The 20,702-nt window shown below is 63.1% G+C and carries 19 protein-coding genes; 12 read left to right on the top strand and 7 right to left on the bottom strand.

Annotation, left to right across the window (positions count from 1 at the left end; all coding sequences use genetic code 11):
• Nucleotides 1-168: 168 nt before the first annotated feature.
• The gene (locus tag PXK07_RS01235; protein ID WP_274846363.1) at nucleotides 169-1,248 is read left to right on the top strand and encodes a PA0069 family radical SAM protein; all 1,080 of its coding nucleotides are present in this window, start codon (nucleotides 169-171) and stop codon (nucleotides 1,246-1,248) included.
• Between the two features lie 18 nt (nucleotides 1,249-1,266).
• Here PXK07_RS01235 and bmt read toward each other — a convergent pair whose 3' ends face one another.
• The 3 genes from bmt to PXK07_RS01220 form a co-directional block, all read right to left on the bottom strand.
• A complete protein-coding gene (gene bmt / locus PXK07_RS01230; protein ID WP_274846362.1) occupies nucleotides 1,267-2,286 on the bottom strand; it encodes a betaine--homocysteine S-methyltransferase in 1,020 nt (339 codons plus the stop codon).
• A 70-nt stretch (nucleotides 2,287-2,356) separates the two neighbouring features.
• Nucleotides 2,357-4,312, bottom strand: a complete 1,956-nt coding sequence (locus tag PXK07_RS01225; RefSeq protein ID WP_274846361.1) for a phosphatidylglycerol lysyltransferase domain-containing protein — start codon at nucleotides 4,310-4,312, stop codon at nucleotides 2,357-2,359.
• A 210-nt stretch (nucleotides 4,313-4,522) separates the two neighbouring features.
• Nucleotides 4,523-4,840: a DUF1476 domain-containing protein gene (locus PXK07_RS01220; RefSeq protein ID WP_274846360.1), complete on the bottom strand. Its 318-nt coding sequence runs from the start codon at nucleotides 4,838-4,840 to the stop codon at nucleotides 4,523-4,525.
• A gap of 313 nt (nucleotides 4,841-5,153) precedes the next feature.
• Here PXK07_RS01220 and purC point away from each other — a divergent pair, with 313 nt between their 5' ends.
• The 7 genes from purC (at nucleotide 5,154) to PXK07_RS01185 (ending at nucleotide 14,147) form a co-directional block, all read left to right on the top strand.
• Nucleotides 5,154-5,915, top strand: a complete 762-nt coding sequence (purC, locus tag PXK07_RS01215; protein WP_274846359.1) for a phosphoribosylaminoimidazolesuccinocarboxamide synthase — start codon at nucleotides 5,154-5,156, stop codon at nucleotides 5,913-5,915.
• A 79-nt stretch (nucleotides 5,916-5,994) separates the two neighbouring features.
• Nucleotides 5,995-6,225 (top strand): phosphoribosylformylglycinamidine synthase subunit PurS, encoded by a 231-nt coding sequence (purS, locus tag PXK07_RS01210; RefSeq protein WP_274846358.1) that lies wholly within the window; start codon nucleotides 5,995-5,997, stop codon nucleotides 6,223-6,225.
• On the top strand, nucleotides 6,225-6,893 hold the full coding sequence (gene purQ / locus PXK07_RS01205) for a phosphoribosylformylglycinamidine synthase subunit PurQ (RefSeq protein WP_274846357.1): 669 nt from the start codon (nucleotides 6,225-6,227) through the stop codon (nucleotides 6,891-6,893). The genes purS and purQ overlap by 1 nt, the downstream gene beginning before the upstream one ends.
• Nucleotides 6,894-7,047: 154 nt before the next feature.
• Nucleotides 7,048-8,727 carry an ATP-binding protein gene (locus PXK07_RS01200; protein ID WP_274846356.1) on the top strand — a complete coding sequence of 560 codons (1,680 nt, stop codon included), beginning with the start codon at nucleotides 7,048-7,050 and terminating at the stop codon, nucleotides 8,725-8,727.
• 26 nt (nucleotides 8,728-8,753) lie between these two features.
• On the top strand, nucleotides 8,754-10,091 hold the full coding sequence (locus tag PXK07_RS01195) for a sigma-54-dependent transcriptional regulator (protein ID WP_274846355.1): 1,338 nt from the start codon (nucleotides 8,754-8,756) through the stop codon (nucleotides 10,089-10,091).
• Nucleotides 10,092-10,693: 602 nt separating this feature from the next.
• Complete coding sequence (locus tag PXK07_RS01190; RefSeq protein WP_274846354.1) at nucleotides 10,694-13,693, top strand: Rne/Rng family ribonuclease; 3,000 nt, start codon at nucleotides 10,694-10,696, stop codon at nucleotides 13,691-13,693.
• 55 nt (nucleotides 13,694-13,748) lie between these two features.
• Nucleotides 13,749-14,147 (top strand): nuclear transport factor 2 family protein, encoded by a 399-nt coding sequence (locus PXK07_RS01185; protein WP_274846353.1) that lies wholly within the window; start codon nucleotides 13,749-13,751, stop codon nucleotides 14,145-14,147.
• Nucleotides 14,148-14,171: 24 nt separating this feature from the next.
• On the opposite strand, the gene PXK07_RS01180 is transcribed toward PXK07_RS01185, so the two are convergent.
• On the bottom strand, nucleotides 14,172-14,405 hold the full coding sequence (locus PXK07_RS01180) for a sulfurtransferase TusA family protein (protein WP_274846352.1): 234 nt from the start codon (nucleotides 14,403-14,405) through the stop codon (nucleotides 14,172-14,174).
• 93 nt (nucleotides 14,406-14,498) lie between these two features.
• Between PXK07_RS01180 and PXK07_RS01175 the strand changes: the two genes are divergently transcribed.
• The 3 genes from PXK07_RS01175 (at nucleotide 14,499) to PXK07_RS01165 (ending at nucleotide 17,978) form a co-directional block, all read left to right on the top strand.
• Entirely contained in the window at nucleotides 14,499-15,251 is a 753-nt protein-coding gene (locus PXK07_RS01175; protein WP_274846351.1) for a cytochrome c biogenesis CcdA family protein, read from the top strand.
• Between the two features lie 70 nt (nucleotides 15,252-15,321).
• A complete protein-coding gene (locus PXK07_RS01170; RefSeq protein WP_274846350.1) occupies nucleotides 15,322-16,614 on the top strand; it encodes a hypothetical protein in 1,293 nt (430 codons plus the stop codon).
• Nucleotides 16,611-17,978, top strand: coding sequence for a cytochrome P450 (locus PXK07_RS01165; protein ID WP_274846349.1), 1,368 nt, complete (start codon nucleotides 16,611-16,613; stop codon nucleotides 17,976-17,978). Before PXK07_RS01170 ends, PXK07_RS01165 begins: the two co-directional genes overlap by 4 nt.
• Here the strand turns inward: PXK07_RS01165 and PXK07_RS01160 are convergent.
• Genes PXK07_RS01160 through fumC form a run of 3 tightly spaced genes read right to left on the bottom strand, consistent with a single transcriptional unit; the run spans nucleotide 17,963 to nucleotide 19,784 of the window.
• The gene (locus PXK07_RS01160) at nucleotides 17,963-18,193 is read right to left on the bottom strand and encodes a ribbon-helix-helix domain-containing protein (RefSeq protein WP_274846348.1); all 231 of its coding nucleotides are present in this window, start codon (nucleotides 18,191-18,193) and stop codon (nucleotides 17,963-17,965) included. The genes PXK07_RS01165 and PXK07_RS01160 overlap by 16 nt on opposite strands.
• A complete protein-coding gene (locus PXK07_RS01155) occupies nucleotides 18,190-18,390 on the bottom strand; it encodes a DUF4169 family protein (RefSeq protein WP_274846347.1) in 201 nt (66 codons plus the stop codon). Before PXK07_RS01155 ends, PXK07_RS01160 begins: the two co-directional genes overlap by 4 nt.
• Entirely contained in the window at nucleotides 18,390-19,784 is a 1,395-nt protein-coding gene (fumC, locus tag PXK07_RS01150; protein WP_274846346.1) for a class II fumarate hydratase, read from the bottom strand. Before fumC ends, PXK07_RS01155 begins: the two co-directional genes overlap by 1 nt.
• Nucleotides 19,785-20,059: 275 nt before the next feature.
• On the opposite strand from fumC, the gene PXK07_RS01145 reads away from it, so the two are divergent.
• Entirely contained in the window at nucleotides 20,060-20,599 is a 540-nt protein-coding gene (locus PXK07_RS01145; RefSeq protein ID WP_274846345.1) for a hypothetical protein, read from the top strand.
• Nucleotides 20,600-20,702: the final 103 nt, after the last annotated feature.

The raw sequence follows: 20,702 nt of genomic DNA, 5'->3' as shown, positions 1-20,702 counted from the left end.
AATGGGCCAGAATGCCGCAGCGACACTGCATTATTTGCGACATTGCCTTTCGCTGAACCGACCTCTGGGCAGAAAACATGGCAGGGATAGGTGAATAAATCGCGAGGATTGTCCAAAAACGCCATGGGCGTTCTTTATTTGTTCCGATTGCTGTGGCATCCATGGGGAATGCAAAACCGTTCCGATCTTTCTCTTCTGCGCCTGAAAGCCCGCGCCAGCCTCAGCAACGCGGCGGGGCGGTTTGATCTGGCGCGCGCCGCGATTGATGACGGTTGGGAGCAGGAGGAGGCGCCAGGCTCCATTGCCACGGATCTGCGTCATGAGCAGGTCAAATCCCTGATCAGCTACAATCGCTCGCCGGATCTGCCCTTTGATCGCTCGATCAATCCCTACAGAGGCTGTGAACATGGCTGCATCTATTGTTTTGCCCGCCCAAGCCATGCCTATCTGGGCCTGTCGCCGGGGCTTGATTTCGAAACCCGTCTGATTGCCCGCCCCAATGCGGCGGCGGTTCTGCGGGCAGAACTGTCTGCAAAACGCTATACCGTGGCCCCGCTGGCCATCGGCACCAATACCGATCCCTATCAGCCCTGTGAGCGCGATCTGGAAATCACCCGCAACTGTCTGAAGGTCCTAAGCGATTTCAAACACCCGGTGGCCATCGTGACCAAGGGCGCATTGATCGAACGGGACATCGATATCCTTTCGCCGATGGCAGAGCAGGGATTGGTGCGGGTGGGGATCTCCGTCACCACGCTGGATCCGGAGCTGTCCCGTCGGATGGAGCCGCGCGCGCCTGCGCCTGCCCGGCGCCTTGCCGTGATCCGAAGGCTGGCAGAGGCGGGTATACCGGTGCGCATCATGACCTCCCCGATCGTTCCGGGGCTGACCGATCACGAGGTCGAGGCGCTGCTGGCGGCCGGAGCCGAGGCAGGCGCGGATGCAGCCAGCTGGATCATGCTGCGCCTGCCGCGCGAGGTTTCCAGCCTGTGGCAAGAGTGGCTGGAAGAACATGAACCGAACCGGGCGGAAAAGGTCATGGCGCGCCTGCGCGAGATGCATGGCGGGCGCGACTACGATCCCAGTTGGGGGCACCGGATGCGGGGCAGTGGCGAATATGCGGCGATGATCGGGCGCAGGTTTCGCACCGCTTGCAAACGCTTGGGGTTGAACGAAAAATCCCCCGCGCTGCGCTGCGATCTGTTTGAGAGGCCGCCGCAGCCGGGGGATCAATTGGCTTTGTTCTGAGCGATAGGCCGGGTGCGCCTATCCCCGGCGACGCCCCCGGCGGCTGCGGCGTTCCCCTGCTGCAGCGTCTTCACCGGTGCCATCGCTGGCCGAGGTGAAGGGGCCGAGAACCTCGACGATGCGGTCCAGGGTGGGGCGTTCGCCCCTGGGGCGGCTGTCGAGGGCGTCCCGCATATGCCGCAGGTGGTCGGGCATGGTGCCGCAGCAGCCGCCGATGATCTTGGCGCCGCAATCGCGCGCCATCACCGCGTATTCGCCCATCAGCTCTGGCGTGCCGTCATAGTGAATATGGCCATCCACATATTTCGGAATGCCCGCATTGCCCTTTGAGATGATTGGGCGCTCGGTGCCCTGGGCGACAAAGCCAAGGACCGTGCGCAGGATGTCCGACGCACCGGTGCCGCAATTGGCGCCAAAGGCCAGCGGCGCGTTGTCGAACTCTTCCACAAGCTTCGCCAGATCGGCAGAGGTGACGCCCATCATGGTGCGCCCGGCGGTGTCAAAGCTCATGGTGCCGCACCAGGGCATATCGGCGAGTTTGAAGGCCTCGGCGGCGGCGCGGAATTCTTCGGGGGCAGAGATGGTCTCAAGCCAGAGCACATCGGCGCCGCCTTCCTTCAGGGCATCGGCCTGTTCGTGGAACATCTCCACCGCCAGCTCGTGCGAGAGTTCACCCACGGGCTGCAGGATTTCGCCTGTAGGGCCGACGGAGCCCGCCACGGCGATCTTGCGCCCGGCCTTGTCGACCACCTCGCGGCCCAATTCGGCGGCGATGCGGTTCAGCTCCCGCACGCGGGTCTGGGCATCGTGCAGCTTGAGGCGCGCGGCGGTGCCGCCAAAGGAGTTGGTCAGGAACAGATCGCTGCCCGCATTGACCGAGCCCTGATACAGGGCCATGATCTTTTGCGGCTCATCGGTGTTCCACAGCTCGGGCGCATCGCCCGATTGCAGGCCCATGTTGAACAGGTTGGTGCCCGTGGCGCCATCGGCCAGCAGAACATCCTTGTCTTGCAGTAGCTGGGTAAAGCTGTCGGTCATTGCTCATCCGTCCGGTCACTGGTGTGCCACCGACAGGTCTGCCTTGTCGGTACTCGAATGGCTCCTCCTGTCACGGAGCGCCGTTCAGGGCAATTGCTTTTTGTTCAACGTCATCATGAATGCGAGCGCCCGAAAGTCTCTCTGCCACCCCGGCAAAACCGCTGGCGGCTGGCTGTTCCTCATGGGCAGAGACAGCGGGGGAGACGGGGCGCACCGGATCGGGCCGGTGCACCAGGCGCAGGATCTCGGCCAGGGACAGGGCCATCTGCCCCCAGGATGGCGCTGCGATATAGCGCGGCTCCCAGGTCGGGGCGAAGCAGGATTTGAAGCGGCGCAGGCCACGGTCGAACCGATGGGCCCAGCGGTGATCCGGGACAGCGGCCAGGGACAGGCGCGGCACTTCGGCGGCGGCTGCTGCGGCGATGGCGGCTCGTACCAGGGCGTGGCTGGTTCCATCGGGGGCATCGGGGCGGATACGGATCAGGTCCAGGCACCATTCGCCGTCGCTGTGATGCAGGCTGATGAAGCCCTCCAGGCGTCCATCCTTCCAGGCCAGGAAGATGTGCTGATGGGTCAGATAGCCGGGTTCGAAGCGGCCCATGGTGGTGCCATAGGCCTTGCCATGGGAGGTTTGCCAGGCGTGATCGATTTCCGCCATCTGGTCGATGGGCAGCGAGGCGGCGGCGGGCAGGGCGGTGACACCGGCCTTTTCCGCATGGCGCAGCTTGCGGCGCAACTGGCGGTGGGAGGAGCCGCTTTCGCTAAAGCTTGGCGGGCAAACAACGGCCTCTGCCGCCAGGCGCAGCACCTTCCAGCGTGCACGGCGGGCTTCGGTGCCGATGCGGGCGCTGCATTTGTAAAAGCAGACCGAGGCATTGCGCTGGCGGCCATAGGTGGCGAACGGGGCAAAGACTTCGCCGGTTTGACCCGACAACAGGTCGAAGAAGGCGATCGTGGATTGCGGGCTGTCCAGAACCGCCAGCTGGTTGAGGCCAAGCGCCTGAACATGGCCACCGTTCTGGCGGATGATCGCGGCCTCGGAGCAGGGGCGCCCTGCCGGGATCGCAGCTGCGGGGCGCTGTTGCGCGCCCAGAAGCGCTGCGTCCTCGGGCTGCGCGTTCTGCGCATCCGTGCGGCGCGGCAGCAGCATCATGGTGCAGGCCAGCGCCGCCGGCAGCGCGTAGTAGACAAGACGAAAGGCGATCAGGGCCGCCAGAAGGGCGCCGGTATCGGTTCCGGGCAGCAGGGCGCAGACCGTCAGCTCCAAGGGACCGGCACCGCCGGGCGCCGACGACAGGATCGCGGCACCAAGGGCGATGAAATAGACGGTTACAAGGGTGCTCCAGGCGACATCCACCGCGTCCGGCAGCAAGAGCCAAAGCGCGGAGCCGGCGGCCACCACATCCAGCGCCGTCCAGCCCAACAGCGCGGCCATGGCGATCAGCGAGGGCCAGCGCAGCTGCAGCCGGCCGATCCTGAGCGCCGGAAACAAGAAACTGGCCGCAACAGCCGCCAGAAAACCGCTCAGCAGTGCGATGCCCAGCCAGCCGGTGCCGGGCAAAACGGGCACGATCAGCAGCGCAGCCCCGCTGATGGCGGCGAGCGTCAGCATGAAGGTGAAGCCGACCAGGGCGGTGATCTGGGCCGCTTGTACCGGCTTCAGCCCCGGCATGAGGCGCCACCGGGCATAGGCGCCGGTGATCAGGCCAAATCCGGTTGCCTGGGAAAAGGCGATGGCGGCCATCCCGGCGCGCTGCGCACGCGGGCTGTCCAGACCTGTCCGCAGATGGCGATGGGCCACCGAGTCATAGCGCCCCAGCGCCCAGAAGCTGATGGCGGTGGCAAGGCAGGCTGCAGCCCATTTCCAGCCGGGCAGGGCGGCCAGCGTGGCCCCCAGATCCGCAAGCGAGGGCAGCCCGATACGGGCATCCAGCGCCCAGAGGCACAGCAGCGCCATCGCCACAGGCGCGGTCCACCGGAAGGCGGTACGGACCGATCCGGAAAGAGTGCGGTGTGAGTTGATCATCTGTGTCCCTGTTCAGGCGCCGCGCGGGCGTTGGGAGCACAGTAGCAAGAGGGGGTTCTTCTTCGGTTAACAGGTTTGGTAAAATCCCCCGGATCGCAATGCTGGCCCGGGCCTTTGGACGCGACACTTGCGACAAGGCCTCGGGCCAGAAGTCCAGTCCCCCGCAGCCCGCGCCCTAGGCGGCGCAGGCTGCGGGAGGAAAGCCGACTGTTAGCCCGCGTCTGCCAGGACCTGATCCTTGGCCGCCTGCAGCAGCTCTGCCATCTTGCGGCGGATGTCATCGGCGCTGACCTGACCCTCCAGATCGGCGGCGACCTTGCGCACCACATCCTCGTGGCCAGCCTCTTCGAAATCTGCGGTTACAACGGTCTTTGCGTAGGCTTCGGCCTCGCTTCCGGATTTGCCCAGCTTTTCTGCGGCCCAAAGGCCCAACAGCTTGTTGCAGCGGGCCTGAACCCTGAACTGCACCTCCTCGTCATGGGCGAATTTTGCTTCGAAAGCCTGTTCACGGTCGTCAAAAGTGGTCATTTGTCTCTCCCGTTTTGAATTCTCTGCAATTTACCATATGTGCACTCTATGACAGTTCCGCAATGGATCCGAGTCCGCAACGGACCCTCGGGCGATGTCGGCTGAGGAGGCTATTCACCCTGCAGTGCCAAGGCATCTAGACATCCCGGACAAGGACCAGGAAAGGCGCGACGTGCTTGGCTACAAGAGGGGCTTTGCGGCAAGCGCTGCCTCCTGTGACCGCGCGCCGCGCTTGCGGCGCAATGTCGCTTGCACTATGAGGGCGGCAAGAAAGCGGGAGGGATTCCCGTCACGCAGCCCCGAAAGGTCTCTCATGGCACGGCGCAAGAAGATTTACGAAGGTAAGGCCAAGACGTTGTTCGAAGGGCCCGAACCCGGCACCATCGTGCAGTATTTCAAGGACGATGCCACCGCGTTCAATGCCGAGAAACGCGATGTGATCGAGGGCAAGGGGGTGTTGAACAACATCCTGAGCGAATTCTTCATGCAAGGCTTGGGGCAGATCGGCGTTCCGACCCACTTCCTCAAGCGCCTCAACATGCGGGAACAACTGGTTCGCAGCTGCGAGATCATCCCGCTTGAGGTGATCGTGCGCAACTATGCGGCCGGAAGCATCTCCAAGCGCCTTGGCATCGACGAGGGTACCCAGCTGCCGCGTCCGATCGTGGAATACTGCTACAAGGATGACGCCCTGGGTGATCCGCTGGTGACCGAGGAGCATATCGCGGCCTTCGGCTGGGCCAGCCAGCAGGACATGGATGACATCCTGAGCCTGGCGCTCAGGGTTAATGACTTTCTGTCGGGTGTCATGCTGGCCGTCGGCATTCGCCTGGTGGATTTCAAGATCGAGATCGGCCGGGTCTATGACGGTGATTTCCAGCGTCTGGTCGTTGCCGATGAGATCAGCCCGGACAGCTGCCGCCTGTGGGATATCGAGACGGGGCGCAAGCTCGACAAGGACGTTTTCCGCCGCGATCTGGGCAGCCTGACCGACGCCTATACCGAGGTGGCGCGCCGTCTGGGCGTGATGCCGAACAACCCGCCTGCGCCCGGAAAACCGACCCTGGTCAACTGACCGGTCGGCCTGCGCAGGCAAGACCAGAAACAAGAAGCCCGCCACCGGGCTTTGCCATCAATAGCCAAGGGATGACGCGATGAAGGCACGGGTGCATGTGATGCTGAAGAACGGAGTTCTGGACCCCCAGGGCGAGGCGGTGCGCCACGCGCTTGGCGCCATGGGCTTTGACAAGGTCGAGGGCGTGCGCCAGGGCAAGGTGATCGACCTGGATCTCGCCGCAGGCGCCACCGAGGCGGATGTGACCGAGATGTGCGAAAAGCTGCTCGCCAACACCGTGATCGAATCCTACAGCATCGAGATGGTCTGATGAAGGCGGCGGTTGTTGTCTTTCCGGGATCCAACTGCGACCGGGATCTCGCGGTGGCTTTCGAACAGGCCGGTTTTGATGTCTCCATGGTTTGGCACAAGGACAGCGTGCTGCCCGAAGGCGTTGATATCGTTGGTGTTCCGGGTGGGTTCTCCTATGGGGACTACCTGCGTTGCGGCGCCATCGCGGCGCAGTCGCCGATCTGCCAGGCGGTTGTCGATCATGCAAATCGCGGCGGCTATGCCATTGGGATTTGCAACGGCTTTCAGATCCTGACCGAAACCGGCATCCTGCCCGGCGCGCTGCTGCGCAATGCCGGGCTGAAATACATCTGCCGCACGGTGGATCTGAAGGTGGAGACTACGAATAGCGTCTTTACCGAAGGCTACACTGCAGGCGATGTGATCGGTATTCCGATCGCGCATCACGATGGCAACTACTATGCCGACGCCGAAACCGTTGCCGCGCTGAAGGACCAGGATCGGGTCGCCTTCTCTTACGTGGACAATCCCAATGGTTCGGTTGCCGATATCGCCGGGATCCTGTCGGAGAACCGCCGGGTTCTGGGCATGATGCCGCATCCCGAGCGCGCCGCCGACCAGGGCCATGGCGGCACCGATGGAACGGCAGTCTTCCGCGCATTGACCGGTATCGTCGCCACGGCCTGACTTGAGGCAGGCGGAGAGGCGCAATAGGTTAAGACCTATGAGTGTTCCGCCTGACCCTTCTCGACAACCAACTGCCGTGCCTGCCGCGGGCACGCGTTCCGCTACGGGGTCGCGGACCATTTCCTGGCGTGCGCGCCTGGCGCTTTTGCTCTTCATGGTGGTGGCCGGCACCACGGTCTGGGTAACCAACCGGATGCTCAGCGACCGGTTCACCGAAAGCACCCGCAACCGGGCCGAACTGCGCCTGGCGCTTTACTCCGGCAACCTGGTCAGCGAATTGCGCCGCCATGCCATCGTGCCTCAGCTATTGGCGCGGGATCAGGCGCTGATCGCAGCCTTGCAAAGCAAGGATTTCTCTCTGTCCACGCAGCGGCTGATTTCCTTTGTTGAGGAAATCGGCGCGGCCTCGATCATGCTTCTGGCCAGCGATGGGCGGACCGTGGCCGCCACCAACCGCAACCGACTTGGCGAAAACCACCGCAATGCGGCCTATTTCGTGGATGCGGTGCGCTCAAAGGCGACGGTGTTCTCGGTGATCGAGCGTGAGGTCGGTGGCTATCGTTTTACCTATTCGCGGCGGGTGGTCGACACCACGGGCACCCTGGGTGTCATCGTGATCGAGGTGGACCTGCAGAAATTCGAACGCGCCTGGGCCGGGATTTCCGATGCGGTGATGGTCAGCGACAGCACCGGCCGGGTGGTGCTTGCGACCGAGGCACGCTGGCGCGGCAAGGAAGAGGGGGACGCGCTGAAGGTTCAGACCCCGGAAGGGGCCATCCAGCGCGCCATTCGCGCGACCGCCGATTGGACGGTTCTGCCGGCCGATGCCTACCTGCAGGGTGAGGCGGTGATGCGGCTGGAAACCCGGGTGCCGTTTCAGGGCTGGCGGCTGACCTCCTTTACCACCTATGCCTCGATCCGGGAGAAGGTGAACGCGGTCCTGGCGCTTGAAATCATGGGTTTCGCCATCCTGCTGGCGCTGGCCTTTTATGCCCTCAGCCGCAAGACGGCGCTGCGCATGGCGCTGTTCCAGCGCGAGTCGGCAGAGCTTCGCGTATTGAACGCCCGCCTGCAGCGGGAAATCGCCGAGCGGGAGCGAGTGCAGGAGACCCTTGCCGTGGCCGAACAGAGCCTGGCGCAAAGCTCGAAACTGGCCGCATTGGGAGAGATGTCTGCGGCCGTCAGTCACGAGCTGAATCAGCCCCTGGCGGCGATGAAGACCTATCTTGCCGGTGCCCGGCTTTTGCTCAATCGCAACCGCCCCGAAGAGGCGCTGGCCTCCTTCGGGCGCATCGATGACCTGATCGAGCGGATGGGCGCCATCACCCGGCAGCTGAAATCCTATGCCCGCAAGGCAGGCGATGCCTTTGCCCCTGTGAACATGGGGGATGCGCTGGCGTCGTCACTGTCGATGATGGAGCCGCAACTGCGCCAGCGGCAGGTGAAGATCACCCGAATTTTGCCGGATGAGCCGGTCTTTGTGATGGGGGACCGCATGCGGCTGGAACAGGTGATGGTGAACCTCTTGCGCAATGCGCTGGATGCCACCAAATCTGTAGACGACCCGGAAGTGGAGATCCTGCTGGCCGCCGGTGAAACAGCGACCCTGTCGGTGCGGGACAATGGCGCGGGCATCAAGGATTTCGACAACCTGTTCGAACCTTTCTACACCACCAAACAGCCCGGTGACGGGGTTGGCTTGGGGCTTGCGATTTCCTCGGGGATCGTAAACGACCTTGGCGGGCGGTTGATCGCGCGCAACGGGCAGAACGGCGGTGCCGTGTTTGAAATGCAATTGCCGATCCTGGTGGACGCGATCGAAGCCGCCGAATAGGCGGGGAGACAAATGGAGAGGCCCTCATGGCACAGGCTATGAAAATCGCAATCGTGGACGATGAACAGGATATGCGCCAGTCGATCAGCCAATGGCTGGCCCTCTCTGGCTATGACACCGAAACCTTTGCCAGCGCCGAGGATGCGCTGAAGGTGCTGGGATCGGATTACCCCGGTATCGTCATCTCCGACATCAAGATGCCGGGGATGGATGGCATGCAGTTCCTGAAGAAACTGATGGGCAGCGACAGCGCCCTGCCGGTGATCATGATCACCGGCCATGGCGATGTGCCCATGGCGGTCGAGGCAATGCGGGTCGGCGCCTTTGACTTCCTGGAAAAGCCCTTCAATCCGGATCGCATGTCGGAACTGGCGAAACGTGCCACCAATTCCCGCCGCCTGACGCTGGATAACCGGGCGCTGCGGCGCGAGTTGTCGGATGGCGGCCAGATCATGAAGAAACTCATCGGGATGAGCCCGGTGATGGATCGCCTGCGCGAGGATATCCTGGATCTGGGGCAGGCCGACGGCCATGTGCTGATCGATGGTGAAACCGGCACGGGCAAGACCCTGGTGGCCCATGCGCTGCATGCAGTTGGCAGCCGGGCGGGCCGGAAGTTCGTGCTGATCTCCTGTGCGGCGCTGGAAGAGGACGCGCTGGCAAAGCGCCTGTTCGGCCCGATGCAGCCCGAGGACAGCCTGCTGCCCGCCATCGAAGAGGCGCGCGGCGGCACCCTCGTCCTCGAGGATATCGAGGCGCTGAGCGAACCCCTGCAGGCCAAGCTGCTGAGCGTGATCAACGAGCAGGGCACACCGGGCGAAACCCGGATCATCGCGATCTCCAACCTGCAGGAAGCGGGCAAGACCTGCGAGGATGCCCTGCGCCCGGATCTGTTCTATCGCCTGGCGGCCCTGCGCATCACCGTGCCGCCCCTGCGCCAGCGCGGCGAGGATATCCTGACGCTTTTCACCCGCTTCAGCGAACAATTTTCCGAGGAATATGGCTGCGATGCGCCGCAGGTCACCGCGCAGGGGGCGGCACAGCTGCTGCAGGCGCCCTGGCCGGGCAATGTGCGCCAGTTGATCAACGTGGCCGAGCGCGCGGTGCTGCAATCGCGGCGCGGCTCTGGCACCATTGCCTCGCTCCTGATGTCCGATCACGAGGAAATGCAGCCGGTGATGACCACCGAAGGCAAGCCTCTGAAGGAATATGTCGAAGCCTTTGAGCGGATGCTGATCGACAATACCATGCGGCGCCACAAGGGCTCCATCGCATCGGTGATGGACGAACTGTGCCTGCCGCGCCGAACCCTGAACGAGAAGATGGCCAAATACGGCTTGCAGCGCTCCGACTACCTGGGCTGAACACCGCTTCTGAAAGCTGACTGGTGGTTTTGAAACCGGTGCATCGGTTCAGGGTGCTGACCCTTTTCTGAGTGTCCCATCCACCTGCGCACCCCGCACAGCGACCTCTGCGATGCGAAAGCAGGCGGCATTTGTTAACGAATACCGCCTATGGAAGAATAGTTTACAGTTTCACGACTGCCTGTTGCGAATGCCCATTGTCATTTCCCGGCGACAGGCCTTATGCTGAAAATGCGGGATATACGTGCCTTGGATGCACGTCCCCAGATGAGATTCGCTGCGTTGCGCTTTTGTCCGGCATGATCCGAGAAGGCTGACGCAGACCGATTTGCCCCGGAAAACGGGGCAGCCTAACACCTCTTCCGGGATATCCGGGAAGGAATAACATGGCAGGGTTCGGGACATCCCACCTGTCGGAGAAGAACCGCGATGACGCGCGCGCGAGCGAAGAGCATACAGGACAAAGGGCCGGACAGACGTTCCGGGATCCTCTCCTGCGGTGCGACGTCTCATATCGCCCTGACAAGACGCCCCCCAAGACATGCGCTCCCCCCTGGACAGGGAGGGTTTTCGTTTGCACTGGGCAGGTGCACCAAGGACACATGGCCAAGAAGATGCTTATCGATGCCACCCACGCGGAAGAGACCCGCGTCGTGGTGGTTGACGGAAACAAGGTTGAAGAATTCGATTTTGAATCCGAAAACAAACGCCAGCTTGCCGGCAATATCTATCTCGCAAAGGTAACACGGGTCGAACCGTCGCTTCAGGCGGCTTTTGTGGACTATGGCGGCAATCGCCATGGTTTCCTCGCCTTTTCCGAGATCCATCCCGATTACTATCAGATCCCCGTCGCCGACCGCGAGGCGCTGATGGAGGAAGAACGCGCCTATGCCGAGGCGATGCGCGCCCGCGACGAGGCCGAAGAGGAAAAGCCCTCCCGCTCACGCTCGCGCAGCCGGAAGTCCTCGCGCAGCAAGGCCGCAAAGACGACGTCGGCCGATGCGGTGGAGACCAAGGAGGTCGCGCAGCCCGAGGTGGACGAGGCCCAGCTTGACCAGGGCGGCGAGATCGCCGGCATGGAGACCATCGATCTGACTGCGGATGAATCCGTAGCGGATGCGACTCTTGCCGAGGTGCCCGAAGGGACCTCGCCGATGGAGCGTGTCGGTGAAACCCCGGTGGAAGAGCCGGAAGGGGAAGAGGGCAGCGTCGAGAGCGCAGCAGAGACCGCCTCCGATGACACGTCCTCCGACGAGGAAACCGCCGACGCCGCCGAAGCAGAGACTGCCGAAGAGGCTGCAGCCGAGGACGACACTTCGGCCGAGGAGACGACGGCGGATGCGGGTGACGACGGTGACGCGCAAGAGGACGAGACCGACGAGTCCGACGATGACGATGCGCAAAAGCAACCCGATGCGGCATCCAAGGATGAGAACATCGAATCCGTTGCCGATGACGATGACAGCGAGGACATTCGTCCGCCGCGCAAACCGCGCCCGCGTCGCTACAAGATCCAGGAAGTCATCAAGGTGCGCCAGGTTCTTCTGGTGCAGGTCGTCAAGGAAGAGCGCGGCAACAAGGGCGCGGCTCTGACCACCTACCTGTCGCTGGCGGGCCGTTACTGCGTGTTGATGCCCAATACCGCCCGGGGCGGCGGCATCAGCCGCAAGATTACCAATGCAGCCGACCGCAAGAAACTGAAGGACATCGCCACCGAGATCGACGTGCCCAAGGGCGCCGGCCTGATCGTGCGCACCGCAGGCGCCAAACGGACCAAGGCCGAGATCAAACGTGACTATGAATACCTGCAACGCCTGTGGGAGCAGATCCGCGAGCTGACGCTGAAATCCATCGCACCGGCCAAGATCTATGAAGAAGGCGACCTGATCAAACGCTCGATCCGCGACCTGTACAACCGCGAGATTGACGAGGTTCTGGTGGAGGGCGAGCGCGGCTACCGCATCGCCAAGGACTTCATGAAGATGATCATGCCGTCCCACGCCAAGAACGTGAAGAACTACAACGAAGCGCTGCCGCTCTTTGCGCGCTACCAGGTGGAAAGCTACCTGGCCGGCATGTTCAACCCGACGGTGCAGCTGAAATCAGGCGGCTATATCGTGATCGGCGTGACCGAGGCCCTGGTGGCCATCGATGTGAACTCCGGCCGTGCCACCAAGGAAGCCTCGATCGAGGAAACCGCGCTCAAGACCAACCTGGAGGCCGCCGAAGAGGTGGCCCGCCAGTTGCGCCTGCGCGACCTTGCCGGGCTGATCGTGATCGACTTCATCGACATGGACGAGCGCAAGAACAATGCGGCCGTCGAAAAGCGCATGAAGGACAAGCTGAAGACCGATCGCGCCCGCATCCAGGTGGGCCGGATTTCCGGTTTCGGCCTGATGGAGATGTCGCGTCAACGCCTGCGCCCCGGCATGATCGAGGCGACAACGGCACCTTGCCCCCATTGTCATGGCACCGGCCTGATCCGCTCGGACGATTCCCTGGCGCTGTCGATCCTGCGCCAGATCGAAGAGGAGGGCACCCGCCGTCGCTCGCGCGAGGTTCTGGTGAAATGCCCGGTGGCGATCGCCAACTACCTGATGAACCAGAAGCGAGATCATATCGCCCAGATCGAAACCCGCTACGGCATGTCGGTGCGGATCGAGGGCGACGTGCATCTGATCAGCCCCGATTTCGAGCTGGAGAAGTTCAAAACCGCGTCCCGCACCGTGCCCGCGGCCACTGCACCGGTGGTTTCGGTCGACACCTCGATCATGGATGAGGTGGATGCTGATGAAACCGCGTCCGAGGCCGTCGTCACTGAGGCAGAGGAAGCACAGCCCGAGGGTGACGGCGAGGCCAAGCCCAAGCGCAAGCGCCGTCGTCGCCGTCGCCGCAAGTCCGGCTCCTCCGAAGGGGGCAACGGCGAGAACGGGTCGGAAGAGAACGGCTCTGACGACAAGTCGGACGAGGGTGAGGCCACCGCTGAGCCGTCTGAGGTATCCGAACAGGAGGCTCAGGCCGCCGAAGGTCAGGCCACAGAAGGTCAGGCTGATGGTTCGGAAGAGGTGAGCGACGGCGAAGAGGCCACGCCGGAGGCCGAAGACAAGCCCAAGAAGCGCACCCGCAAGCGCCGCAGCCGCAGCCGCAAATCGACCGACAAGGACGCGGAAACCGAGGCAGCAGAGGCCGAACCCGCAGAGGCGGCAGAGGAAGACACGGCTGCACCTGCGCAAGAGACCCCTGTCGAGGAGGCTGCCGAAGCCGAAACCCCGGCTGAGGAAGCCCCCGTAGCCGACGCGCCGCAGGACGCTGTAGCCGAGGTCTCCGAGGCAGAGCCTGAGGTGGCGGAGGCAGAGCCTGCCGAAGCTGAGGCCGCAGAGCCGCAAGTCGAAGAGATCTCCGAACCGGAGGGGGGCGTCGAAGATGCGGCGCAAGCCTCTGATCAGGACGTGGAGCCCGAACCGGAAGCTGAGGCCGAGCCTGAGGCCGCCGAGGTTGCCGAGCCGGAACTGGCCACGGCTGATGCGGAACCCGCGCCTGAGGCGGAGCCGGACAGCCCGCCCAAGCCAAAGCGCCGCGGCTGGTGGTCGCTGGGCGGCTGATAAACGGAACAAAAGGCGGTCCTGCGGGCCGCCTTTTCTTTTGGAGCGAAACCCCATGGTTGATGACGACGATCTGTTGCAGGATCTTCTGGGCTGTGAAACCGCTGTCTGGCGAGCTCTGCAAAGGGGCGATGCAGCGGCAGACCGGGCGGCGCTTCACCCTGCGTTTCTGGGCGTCTATCCCAGCGGGTTTGCAGGGCGAGACGCCCATTGCGCCCAGCTGGCAGACGGGCCGACCGTTGCGCGCTTCACCCTGTCGCAGGCGCGGGTCATGGCCCTGGCTCCGGATTGCGCGCTGCTGGCCTATCGGGCCGCCTATCATCGCCCCGGGGACGAGGTGGAGCAGGCCATGTATGTCAGTTCAATCTGGAAGCGTGCTGAGGGGGCTTGGATCAATGTTTTCAGCCAAGACACAGAGGCCCTGCCAGAAGGCGCGGTGAACCCGCTGCCCTGAAACCCGCCCCCGGACTGGCCCGCGTCAGCCGCCCTTGCGAATCCGGTAGATCTGGTGGTCCGAACCGTCGCTTTGTCCCAGGAAGTCATGCCCCGCTTCGGCGCAGAAATGGGGGACATCCACAATGGCCGCCGGATCATCGGCCAGCACGGTCAGGACATCGCCTGGCGCAAGCGATTTCAGCCGCTTGCGGGCCTTCAATACGGGCAGGGGGCAGAGGAGGCCAATGGCGTCCAGGGTCGTGGTCTCGTTGCTCATGGCCCTGAGATAATCCCGCACTCACAGTCTGTCCACAAGGATGTGACCGCAGGTCCCCGTGACCTTTGGCTGCGGCTGGTCTAAGTGAGGGATATGTTTGGAATTGAGATCATCGACGCAGGACTGATTCCTGCCATGTTCGTGGCGCTGATGGCCGGGCTTATCAGCTTTCTGTCGCCCTGTGTGCTGCCCATCGTGCCGCCCTATCTGGCCTATATGAGCGGTGTCACCATCGGCGAGATGCAAGGCACGGACACCGCGCGGCGCAAGGTCATCGTCTCAGCGCTATTCTTCGTGCTGGGGCTGTCCACGGTGTTTCTGCTCTTGGGGTTCACCGCGTCTGCCTTTGGCGCCTTCGTGCTGCAGAATCAGGAGGTCTTCGCCAAGGTATCCGGCGTCGTGGTGATCGTCTTCGGCCTGCATTTCCTGTCGGTCTTCCGCATCCCGATCCTGGATCGCGAAGCGCGCATGAATGCCGGGGAATCCGGTGGATCGGCCGTGGGCGCCTATGTACTGGGCCTGGCCTTTGCCTTTGGCTGGACGCCTTGCATTGGGCCGCAACTGGGCGCGATCCTTTCGCTGGCGGCATCTGAGGCCTCTGTCAGCCGGGGCACGCTGCTGCTGGGCGTCTATGCGCTGGGGCTGGGCGTTCCCTTCCTCCTGGCGGCGATCTTCCTCAACCGCTCCATGGCGCTGATGAACCGGATGAAGCGTCACATGGGGCTGATCGAGAAAATCATGGGCGGGCTGTTGCTGTTCGTCGGCATCATGCTGGTGACCGGGCTATTCTCCACCTTCTCCTGGTGGCTATTGGAAACCTTCCCGGCACTTGCAACACTCGGGTAAGACCCTGCGCCTTGGGTCTTACTCTTGCCCAGATCCGCCGCTAGTCTGAGCGAAATCGGATGAGGCCGGAATGGGCAGAGCGGCAGATCAGGACAAGGCAAGGGGGCAGGGCGGTGCAGCAGTGCGCCGCCGCCACGTGTTCTATATCCCCGGCTATGACCCGATCCATCCGCGCCGCTACCGGGAGCTATACCGCAGCGAAAGCGCGGCGCAGGCCGGGATTTCAGGCTATGAGATCGCACAGCGTCCCAAACAGACAGGCGGACCCTATGGCTGGCATGTGACGGCCCATGTGGAGGGCGCCGCTGTCGAGGCGGACGTGGAGGTGCTGGTCTGGTCCGACATCGTGCGCGATAGCATGGCGGCCTCGATCCCGGCGACCTATCTGCAACTGCTGCGCACCGCCTGGATCTACATCTCCACCGGTGCTTTGTTCCGCCTGATGCGCCTGCGCAAGGGGCCGGTGATCGCAGCGCTTTACCCCGTGGGCATGCTGCTGCTGCAATTGCTGCTGGCCCTGGGCCTTGGTGCGCTGCTCGGCTCTGCGGCCGGGGGGCTTGCTGAATGGGGGTTTGTGCCGTTCCTTGGTGCAAAGGCGCTATCGATTGTCGGGCTACTCCTGTACCTCGGCACCTTCTGTGCCGTTTCGCTGCTGCTGCTGCGCTGGTTCAAGGCACGCGATGGCACGTTCTTTGCTTACTACCTGATGCATGACTACGCCTATTCGGCAGCCGCGCGCGGCGCCAACCCGCCCGAGCTTGAGGCGCGCATCACCGCCTTTCGCCAGTTGATCCGCAGCGCGATGGAAGAGAATGCGGTGGATGAGGTTCTGCTGGTTGGCCATTCTTCCGGCGCCCATGTTGGCGTTTCGGTTCTGGCGGATCTGTTGCGCGAAGGCCTGCCAGAGACGCGCCCGGCCTTGGGGTTTCTCAGTCTCGGGCAGGTGGTGCCGATGGTCTCCTTCCTGCCAGAGGCGGATCGCTTGCGCGGCGACCTGCGGTATCTCTCGGCCAGTGCCGATATCACCTGGGTCGACGTCAGCGCGCCGGGGGATGGCTGTGCCTTTGCTCTGTGTGATCCGGTTGCCGTCAGCGGGGTCGCGCCGAGCGGCAAACGCTGGCCGCTGGTGATCTCTGCCGCCTTCACCCAGACCCTGAGCCCCGCGCGCTGGAAGGAGCTGCGCTGGCGCTTTTTCCGGCTGCATTTCCAGTACCTCTGCGCCTTCGATCAGCCCGGCGACTATGATTATTTCAAGATCACGGCAGGCCCAATGACACTGGCCGACCGCTATGCGGGCCGCCAGCCGTCCAAGTCCCGGATCGAGGCTGCACGTTCCGGCTATACCTCGGTGAGGGCGCCATGACGCCGCGCCCGCCCAAACCACCTGCGCGGTCAGACAGGGTTTCGCTCTGGCGCTATGTGCAGCTCTTTCGCAAGGATATCCTGTCGGCCCAGCCGCAGCGGCTCTACCGGGCCTGGATGGCAGAGTTCCGCACGCCCTTTTTCCGCTCCTTCCTGCTCAATCAGCCGGATCTGGTGCGGACGGTGCTGAAGGATCGCCCGGATGATTTCCCGAAATCGAACCGGATCAGCGAAGGCCTGCGACCCCTGTTGGGCAATTCGGTCTTCCTGACCAATGGTGAGGTCTGGAAGCGCCAGCGCCGTATCATCGACCCGGCCTTTGAAGGGGGGCGTCTGAAGGAAACCTTCCCGGCCATGCGCGCCGCCGCCGAGGCGGCCGTGGAGCGGCTGAAAGGGCAGGCAGGCGAGGTGGAGATCGAGGCGGTGACCTCCCATGTTGCGGCGGATGTGATTTTCCGTACGCTGTTTTCCATCCCGATCGAGCACGCGGTCGCGGCGGAAGTTTTTGCGCGGTTCCGCGACTACCAGCGCAGCCAGCCGATCCTGAATCTCGCGGCCTTTGTGCCGGTGCCCGCCTGGATGCCGCGCTTCTTTCGCCGGGGTACCCGCCAGAATGCCGCCCGTATCCGCGATCTGATCACGCGGCTTACGGATGAACGCGCGGCTGCGATCGGGGCCGGTACGGCACCGCAGGATCTGGCGACCAAGATCATGACCACGAAGGATCCCGAGACCGGGGAGACATTCACCACCGAGGAAATGGTCGATCAGGTGGCGATCTTCTTCCTGGCGGGCCATGAAACCAGCGCCTCGGCCCTGGCCTGGACGCTTTATCTGATGGCGATCTACCCGGAGTGGCAGGAGAAGATCGCCGAAGAGGCCGCAGCCCTTGAGGACGACAGCTTTGCTGCGGTGTCCCGCCTGAGGATCAGCCGGGATGTTTTCCGCGAGGCGCTTCGGCTATATCCGCCGGTGCCGATGATGGTGCGCGAGGCCACCTGCCCGGAACAGTTCCGGGACCGAAATGTTCCGAAAGGCTCGCAACTGGTGCTCAGCCCCTGGCACCTGCATCGCCATGAACGGCTCTGGGACAACCCCGATGGGTTTGATCCTACGCGATGGGGAACGGAGAACGGCAAGACCTGCCAGCGCGAGGCCTATATGCCCTTTTCCGCAGGCGCGCGGGTCTGCACCGGCGCGGGTTTCGCCATGGTCGAAGGGCCGTTGATCCTGTCGATGCTGCTGCGCCACTACCGTGTCGCTCCGGTTGAGGGCAGGGAGCCTGTGCCCGTCGCGCATCTGACGGTGCGCGCAAGGGACGGGATCTGGTTGCGGCTGGAGCCGAGAAATTACACCGCCGACTGACGTTGTTGCAAATGCCGCAGGACGTACAGCCTTATAGCCGAGGCCAGCCCGCAGTCGGTCCCGCGCGACTCGTCAATTTCAGCCGCCAACTCGTTGATTGCGCGGCCTTCTTCGGCGGCAATGGCCCGGAAGGCGGCCCAGAATTCGTCTTCCAGTGAAACAGAGGTACGGTGACCGCGTAAGGTCAGGGAGTGTTTCTTGGGGCGGCTGTTCATGTCTCGCCCTGATCGTCCGTCCGAACCTCTGCCTTATGGCCGTCCAGACGTTTCTCTTCTTCGTCCCGAAGGTTGCGGTCGAGCTGTTTTTCCACCTTGCTGCGGCCGAATTTCACCGCGTTGGCGTCGGCGCGGGCCTTTTTCTCGGCCCGCGCCTTTTGCTTTCGAAACCGGTTCAGATTGACCGGCTCTGCCATCAGTCCTTGGGCCCGATCATTTGCTCGGGGCGGACAACCGCGTCAAAGGTGGCCTCATCCACAAAGCCAAGCGCGATGGCCTCTTCCTTCAGGGTGGTGCCGTTCTTATGCGCGGTCTTGGCGACCTTGGTGGCGTTGTCATAGCCGATGGTCGGGGCTAGCGCGGTGACCAGCATCAGCGATTCCTTCATCAGCTTGTCGATGCGCGGCTCGTTGGCCTTGATGCCATTGAGCATCCGCTCGGTGAAGCTGTCGGCCACATCGCCCAGCAGCTGCATGGACTGCAGCAGGTTGTAGGACATCATCGGGTTGTAGACGTTGAGTTCGAAATGGCCCTGGCTGCCTGCGAATTTCATCGCTGCATCATTGCCCATCACATGGGCGGCCACCTGGGTCATCGCCTCGGCCTGGGTGGGGTTCACCTTGCCCGGCATGATCGAGGAACCCGGCTCGTTCTCCGGCAGGATCAACTCGCCCAGACCCGAGCGCGGGCCGGAGCCCAGGAAGCGGATGTCATTGGCGATCTTGTACATCGCACCAGCAACCGACGCCAAAGCACCGGACATGAAGACCATGGCGTCATGGGCGGCCAGCGCTTCGAACTTGTTGGGCGCGGTCACGAAGGGCAGGCCGGTGATTTCGGCCATGTTCGCGGCGACCTTTTCGCCCCAACCGTGTTGGGTGTTCAGACCGGTGCCGACGGCGGTGCCGCCCTGTGCCAGCTCATAAATGCCGGGCAAGGCGGCCTCGATGCGGGTGATGCCCATGCGGATCTGATGGGCATAGCCGCCAAATTCCTGGCCCAGGGTCAGCGGGGTGGCATCCTGGGTGTGGGTGCGGCCGATCTTGATGATGTCCTTGAACTCTTCGGACTTGGCTTCCAGGCCCGCCAGCAGCTTGTTCAGCCCCGGCAGCAGGACGTCGCGCACCATCATCGCGGCAGCGATATGCATCGCGGTCGGGAAAGTGTCGTTGGAGGACTGACCCATGTTGCAGTGATCGTTCGGGTGCACCGGATCCTTGGAGCCGATCACGCCGCCAAGGATTTCAATCGCGCGGTTGGCGATCACCTCGTTGGAGTTCATGTTCGACTGGGTGCCGGACCCGGTCTGCCAGACCACGAGCGGGAAGTTGTCGTCGAACTTGCCCTCGAAGACCTCACCGGCGGCCTGGATGACGGCATCGGCGATCTTGGCGTCCAGCTTGCCGCTTTCCTTGTTGGCCATGGCACAGGCCTTCTTGATCACGCCCAGCGCGCGCACGATGGCGACGGGCTGCTTTTCCCAGCCGATGGGGAAGTTCATGATCGAGCGCTGCGTCTGCGCGCCCCAGTATTTGTCGGAAGGAACTTCCAGCGGACCAAAGCTGTCTGTTTCGGTGCGGGTGTTGGACATCTTGTCTCTCTCCGTCTCGTATGCCGTTGCATGCCGTTTAGCCCGCAGTCGCCGTGGAAGCAATCGGGCAGTTGCGCGCATCATAGGGAAACGCGCGACCGGGTATAGGGAGAATTACTGCGGGTCCATTGCCTGTTGTGTGGAATCGTCTAGAATTTGCCAAACACCCTGTCACGCGCACAGAAGGGAAAGCCGTGCTGAACCCTGTCATTCCTTCCATCTGCAGCGCTTTTGCGTCCATCGGGGCGATTGCCACCGGTCGGGCGCTTTGGTTGATGGGCCGCTTGGTCCCGCTTGTCCTGTTGGCCGTCCTGGGCGCTGTCCTGCTGGCAAAAGCCGCTCTTGCGGATGTTACGCCGTTTGTCGGCCGCTACGCGGGGTCGGTCGAGACGATCAACAGCGATGGCAGCGTCGAAGCGCGGGATATGAGCGTGTCGATTGATCAGGGGCGGTATGGGTTTCTCATCACGTGGAGCACCGTCTCCCTGCGCGAGGACGGGACGCGCAAGGAAAAGACCTATGAGGTCCGTTTCGTGGAAAGCGATCGGAGCGGGATCTATGCGGCGGCGATGGAGCGCAATGTCTTTGGACATGCGGTGCAGATGGACCCGATGAAGGGGCAGCCCTATGTCTGGGGGCGGATCACCGGCAAAACCCTGACGGTGTTTTCCATGTTCATTGCGCCTAATGGCGACTACGAGATGCAGCAGTATGACCGCACTCTCGCCGACGGTGGGTTGGACCTGCGCTATGTCGTGCATCGCAATGGGGCCCCGACGCGAACGGTATCGACCTTTCTGAAGCGGGTGGACTAACTGAAAGGGACGGATTGGACATGCGTTGATCGGGCCGGGTTGGCGGCAGCGACCGACCGGACATCACGCCATTCTGTGGCCTACTCAGTGCGAGTTTTGCTCA

The organism is Phaeobacter sp. QD34_24 (assembly GCF_028890115.1).
GTDB lineage: Bacteria > Pseudomonadota > Alphaproteobacteria > Rhodobacterales > Rhodobacteraceae > Phycobacter.
Note: the sequence above shows the minus strand (reverse complement) of the source record. Positions and strands in the feature narration are given on the sequence as shown.

Bases quoted from the DNA above. Each gene is read 5' to 3' on its own strand.
- PXK07_RS01145 (WP_274846345.1), top strand. From the start codon at position 20,060: ATGGGCCGCTTGGTCCCGCTTGTCCTGTTGGCCGTCCTGGGCGCTGTC.
- PXK07_RS01175 (WP_274846351.1), top strand. From the start codon at position 14,499: ATGTTTGGAATTGAGATCATCGACGCAGGACTGATTCCTGCCATGTTC.
- PXK07_RS01220 (WP_274846360.1), bottom strand. From the start codon at position 4,840: ATGACCACTTTTGACGACCGTGAACAGGCTTTCGAAGCAAAATTCGCC.
- PXK07_RS01195 (WP_274846355.1), top strand. From the start codon at position 8,754: ATGGCACAGGCTATGAAAATCGCAATCGTGGACGATGAACAGGATATG.
- PXK07_RS01200 (WP_274846356.1), top strand. From the start codon at position 7,048: ATGGTGGTGGCCGGCACCACGGTCTGGGTAACCAACCGGATGCTCAGC.
- PXK07_RS01180 (WP_274846352.1), bottom strand. From the start codon at position 14,405: ATGAGCAACGAGACCACGACCCTGGACGCCATTGGCCTCCTCTGCCCC.
- fumC (WP_274846346.1), bottom strand. From the start codon at position 19,784: ATGTCCAACACCCGCACCGAAACAGACAGCTTTGGTCCGCTGGAAGTT.
- PXK07_RS01155 (WP_274846347.1), bottom strand. From the start codon at position 18,390: ATGGCAGAGCCGGTCAATCTGAACCGGTTTCGAAAGCAAAAGGCGCGG.
- PXK07_RS01225 (WP_274846361.1), bottom strand. From the start codon at position 4,312: ATGATCAACTCACACCGCACTCTTTCCGGATCGGTCCGTACCGCCTTC.
- PXK07_RS01165 (WP_274846349.1), top strand. From the start codon at position 16,611: ATGACGCCGCGCCCGCCCAAACCACCTGCGCGGTCAGACAGGGTTTCG.
- PXK07_RS01235 (WP_274846363.1), top strand. From the start codon at position 169: ATGCAAAACCGTTCCGATCTTTCTCTTCTGCGCCTGAAAGCCCGCGCC.
- purQ (WP_274846357.1), top strand. From the start codon at position 6,225: ATGAAGGCGGCGGTTGTTGTCTTTCCGGGATCCAACTGCGACCGGGAT.
- PXK07_RS01185 (WP_274846353.1), top strand. From the start codon at position 13,749: ATGGTTGATGACGACGATCTGTTGCAGGATCTTCTGGGCTGTGAAACC.
- purS (WP_274846358.1), top strand. From the start codon at position 5,995: ATGAAGGCACGGGTGCATGTGATGCTGAAGAACGGAGTTCTGGACCCC.
- purC (WP_274846359.1), top strand. From the start codon at position 5,154: ATGGCACGGCGCAAGAAGATTTACGAAGGTAAGGCCAAGACGTTGTTC.
- bmt (WP_274846362.1), bottom strand. From the start codon at position 2,286: ATGACCGACAGCTTTACCCAGCTACTGCAAGACAAGGATGTTCTGCTG.
- PXK07_RS01190 (WP_274846354.1), top strand. From the start codon at position 10,694: ATGGCCAAGAAGATGCTTATCGATGCCACCCACGCGGAAGAGACCCGC.
- PXK07_RS01160 (WP_274846348.1), bottom strand. From the start codon at position 18,193: ATGAACAGCCGCCCCAAGAAACACTCCCTGACCTTACGCGGTCACCGT.
- PXK07_RS01170 (WP_274846350.1), top strand. From the start codon at position 15,322: ATGGGCAGAGCGGCAGATCAGGACAAGGCAAGGGGGCAGGGCGGTGCA.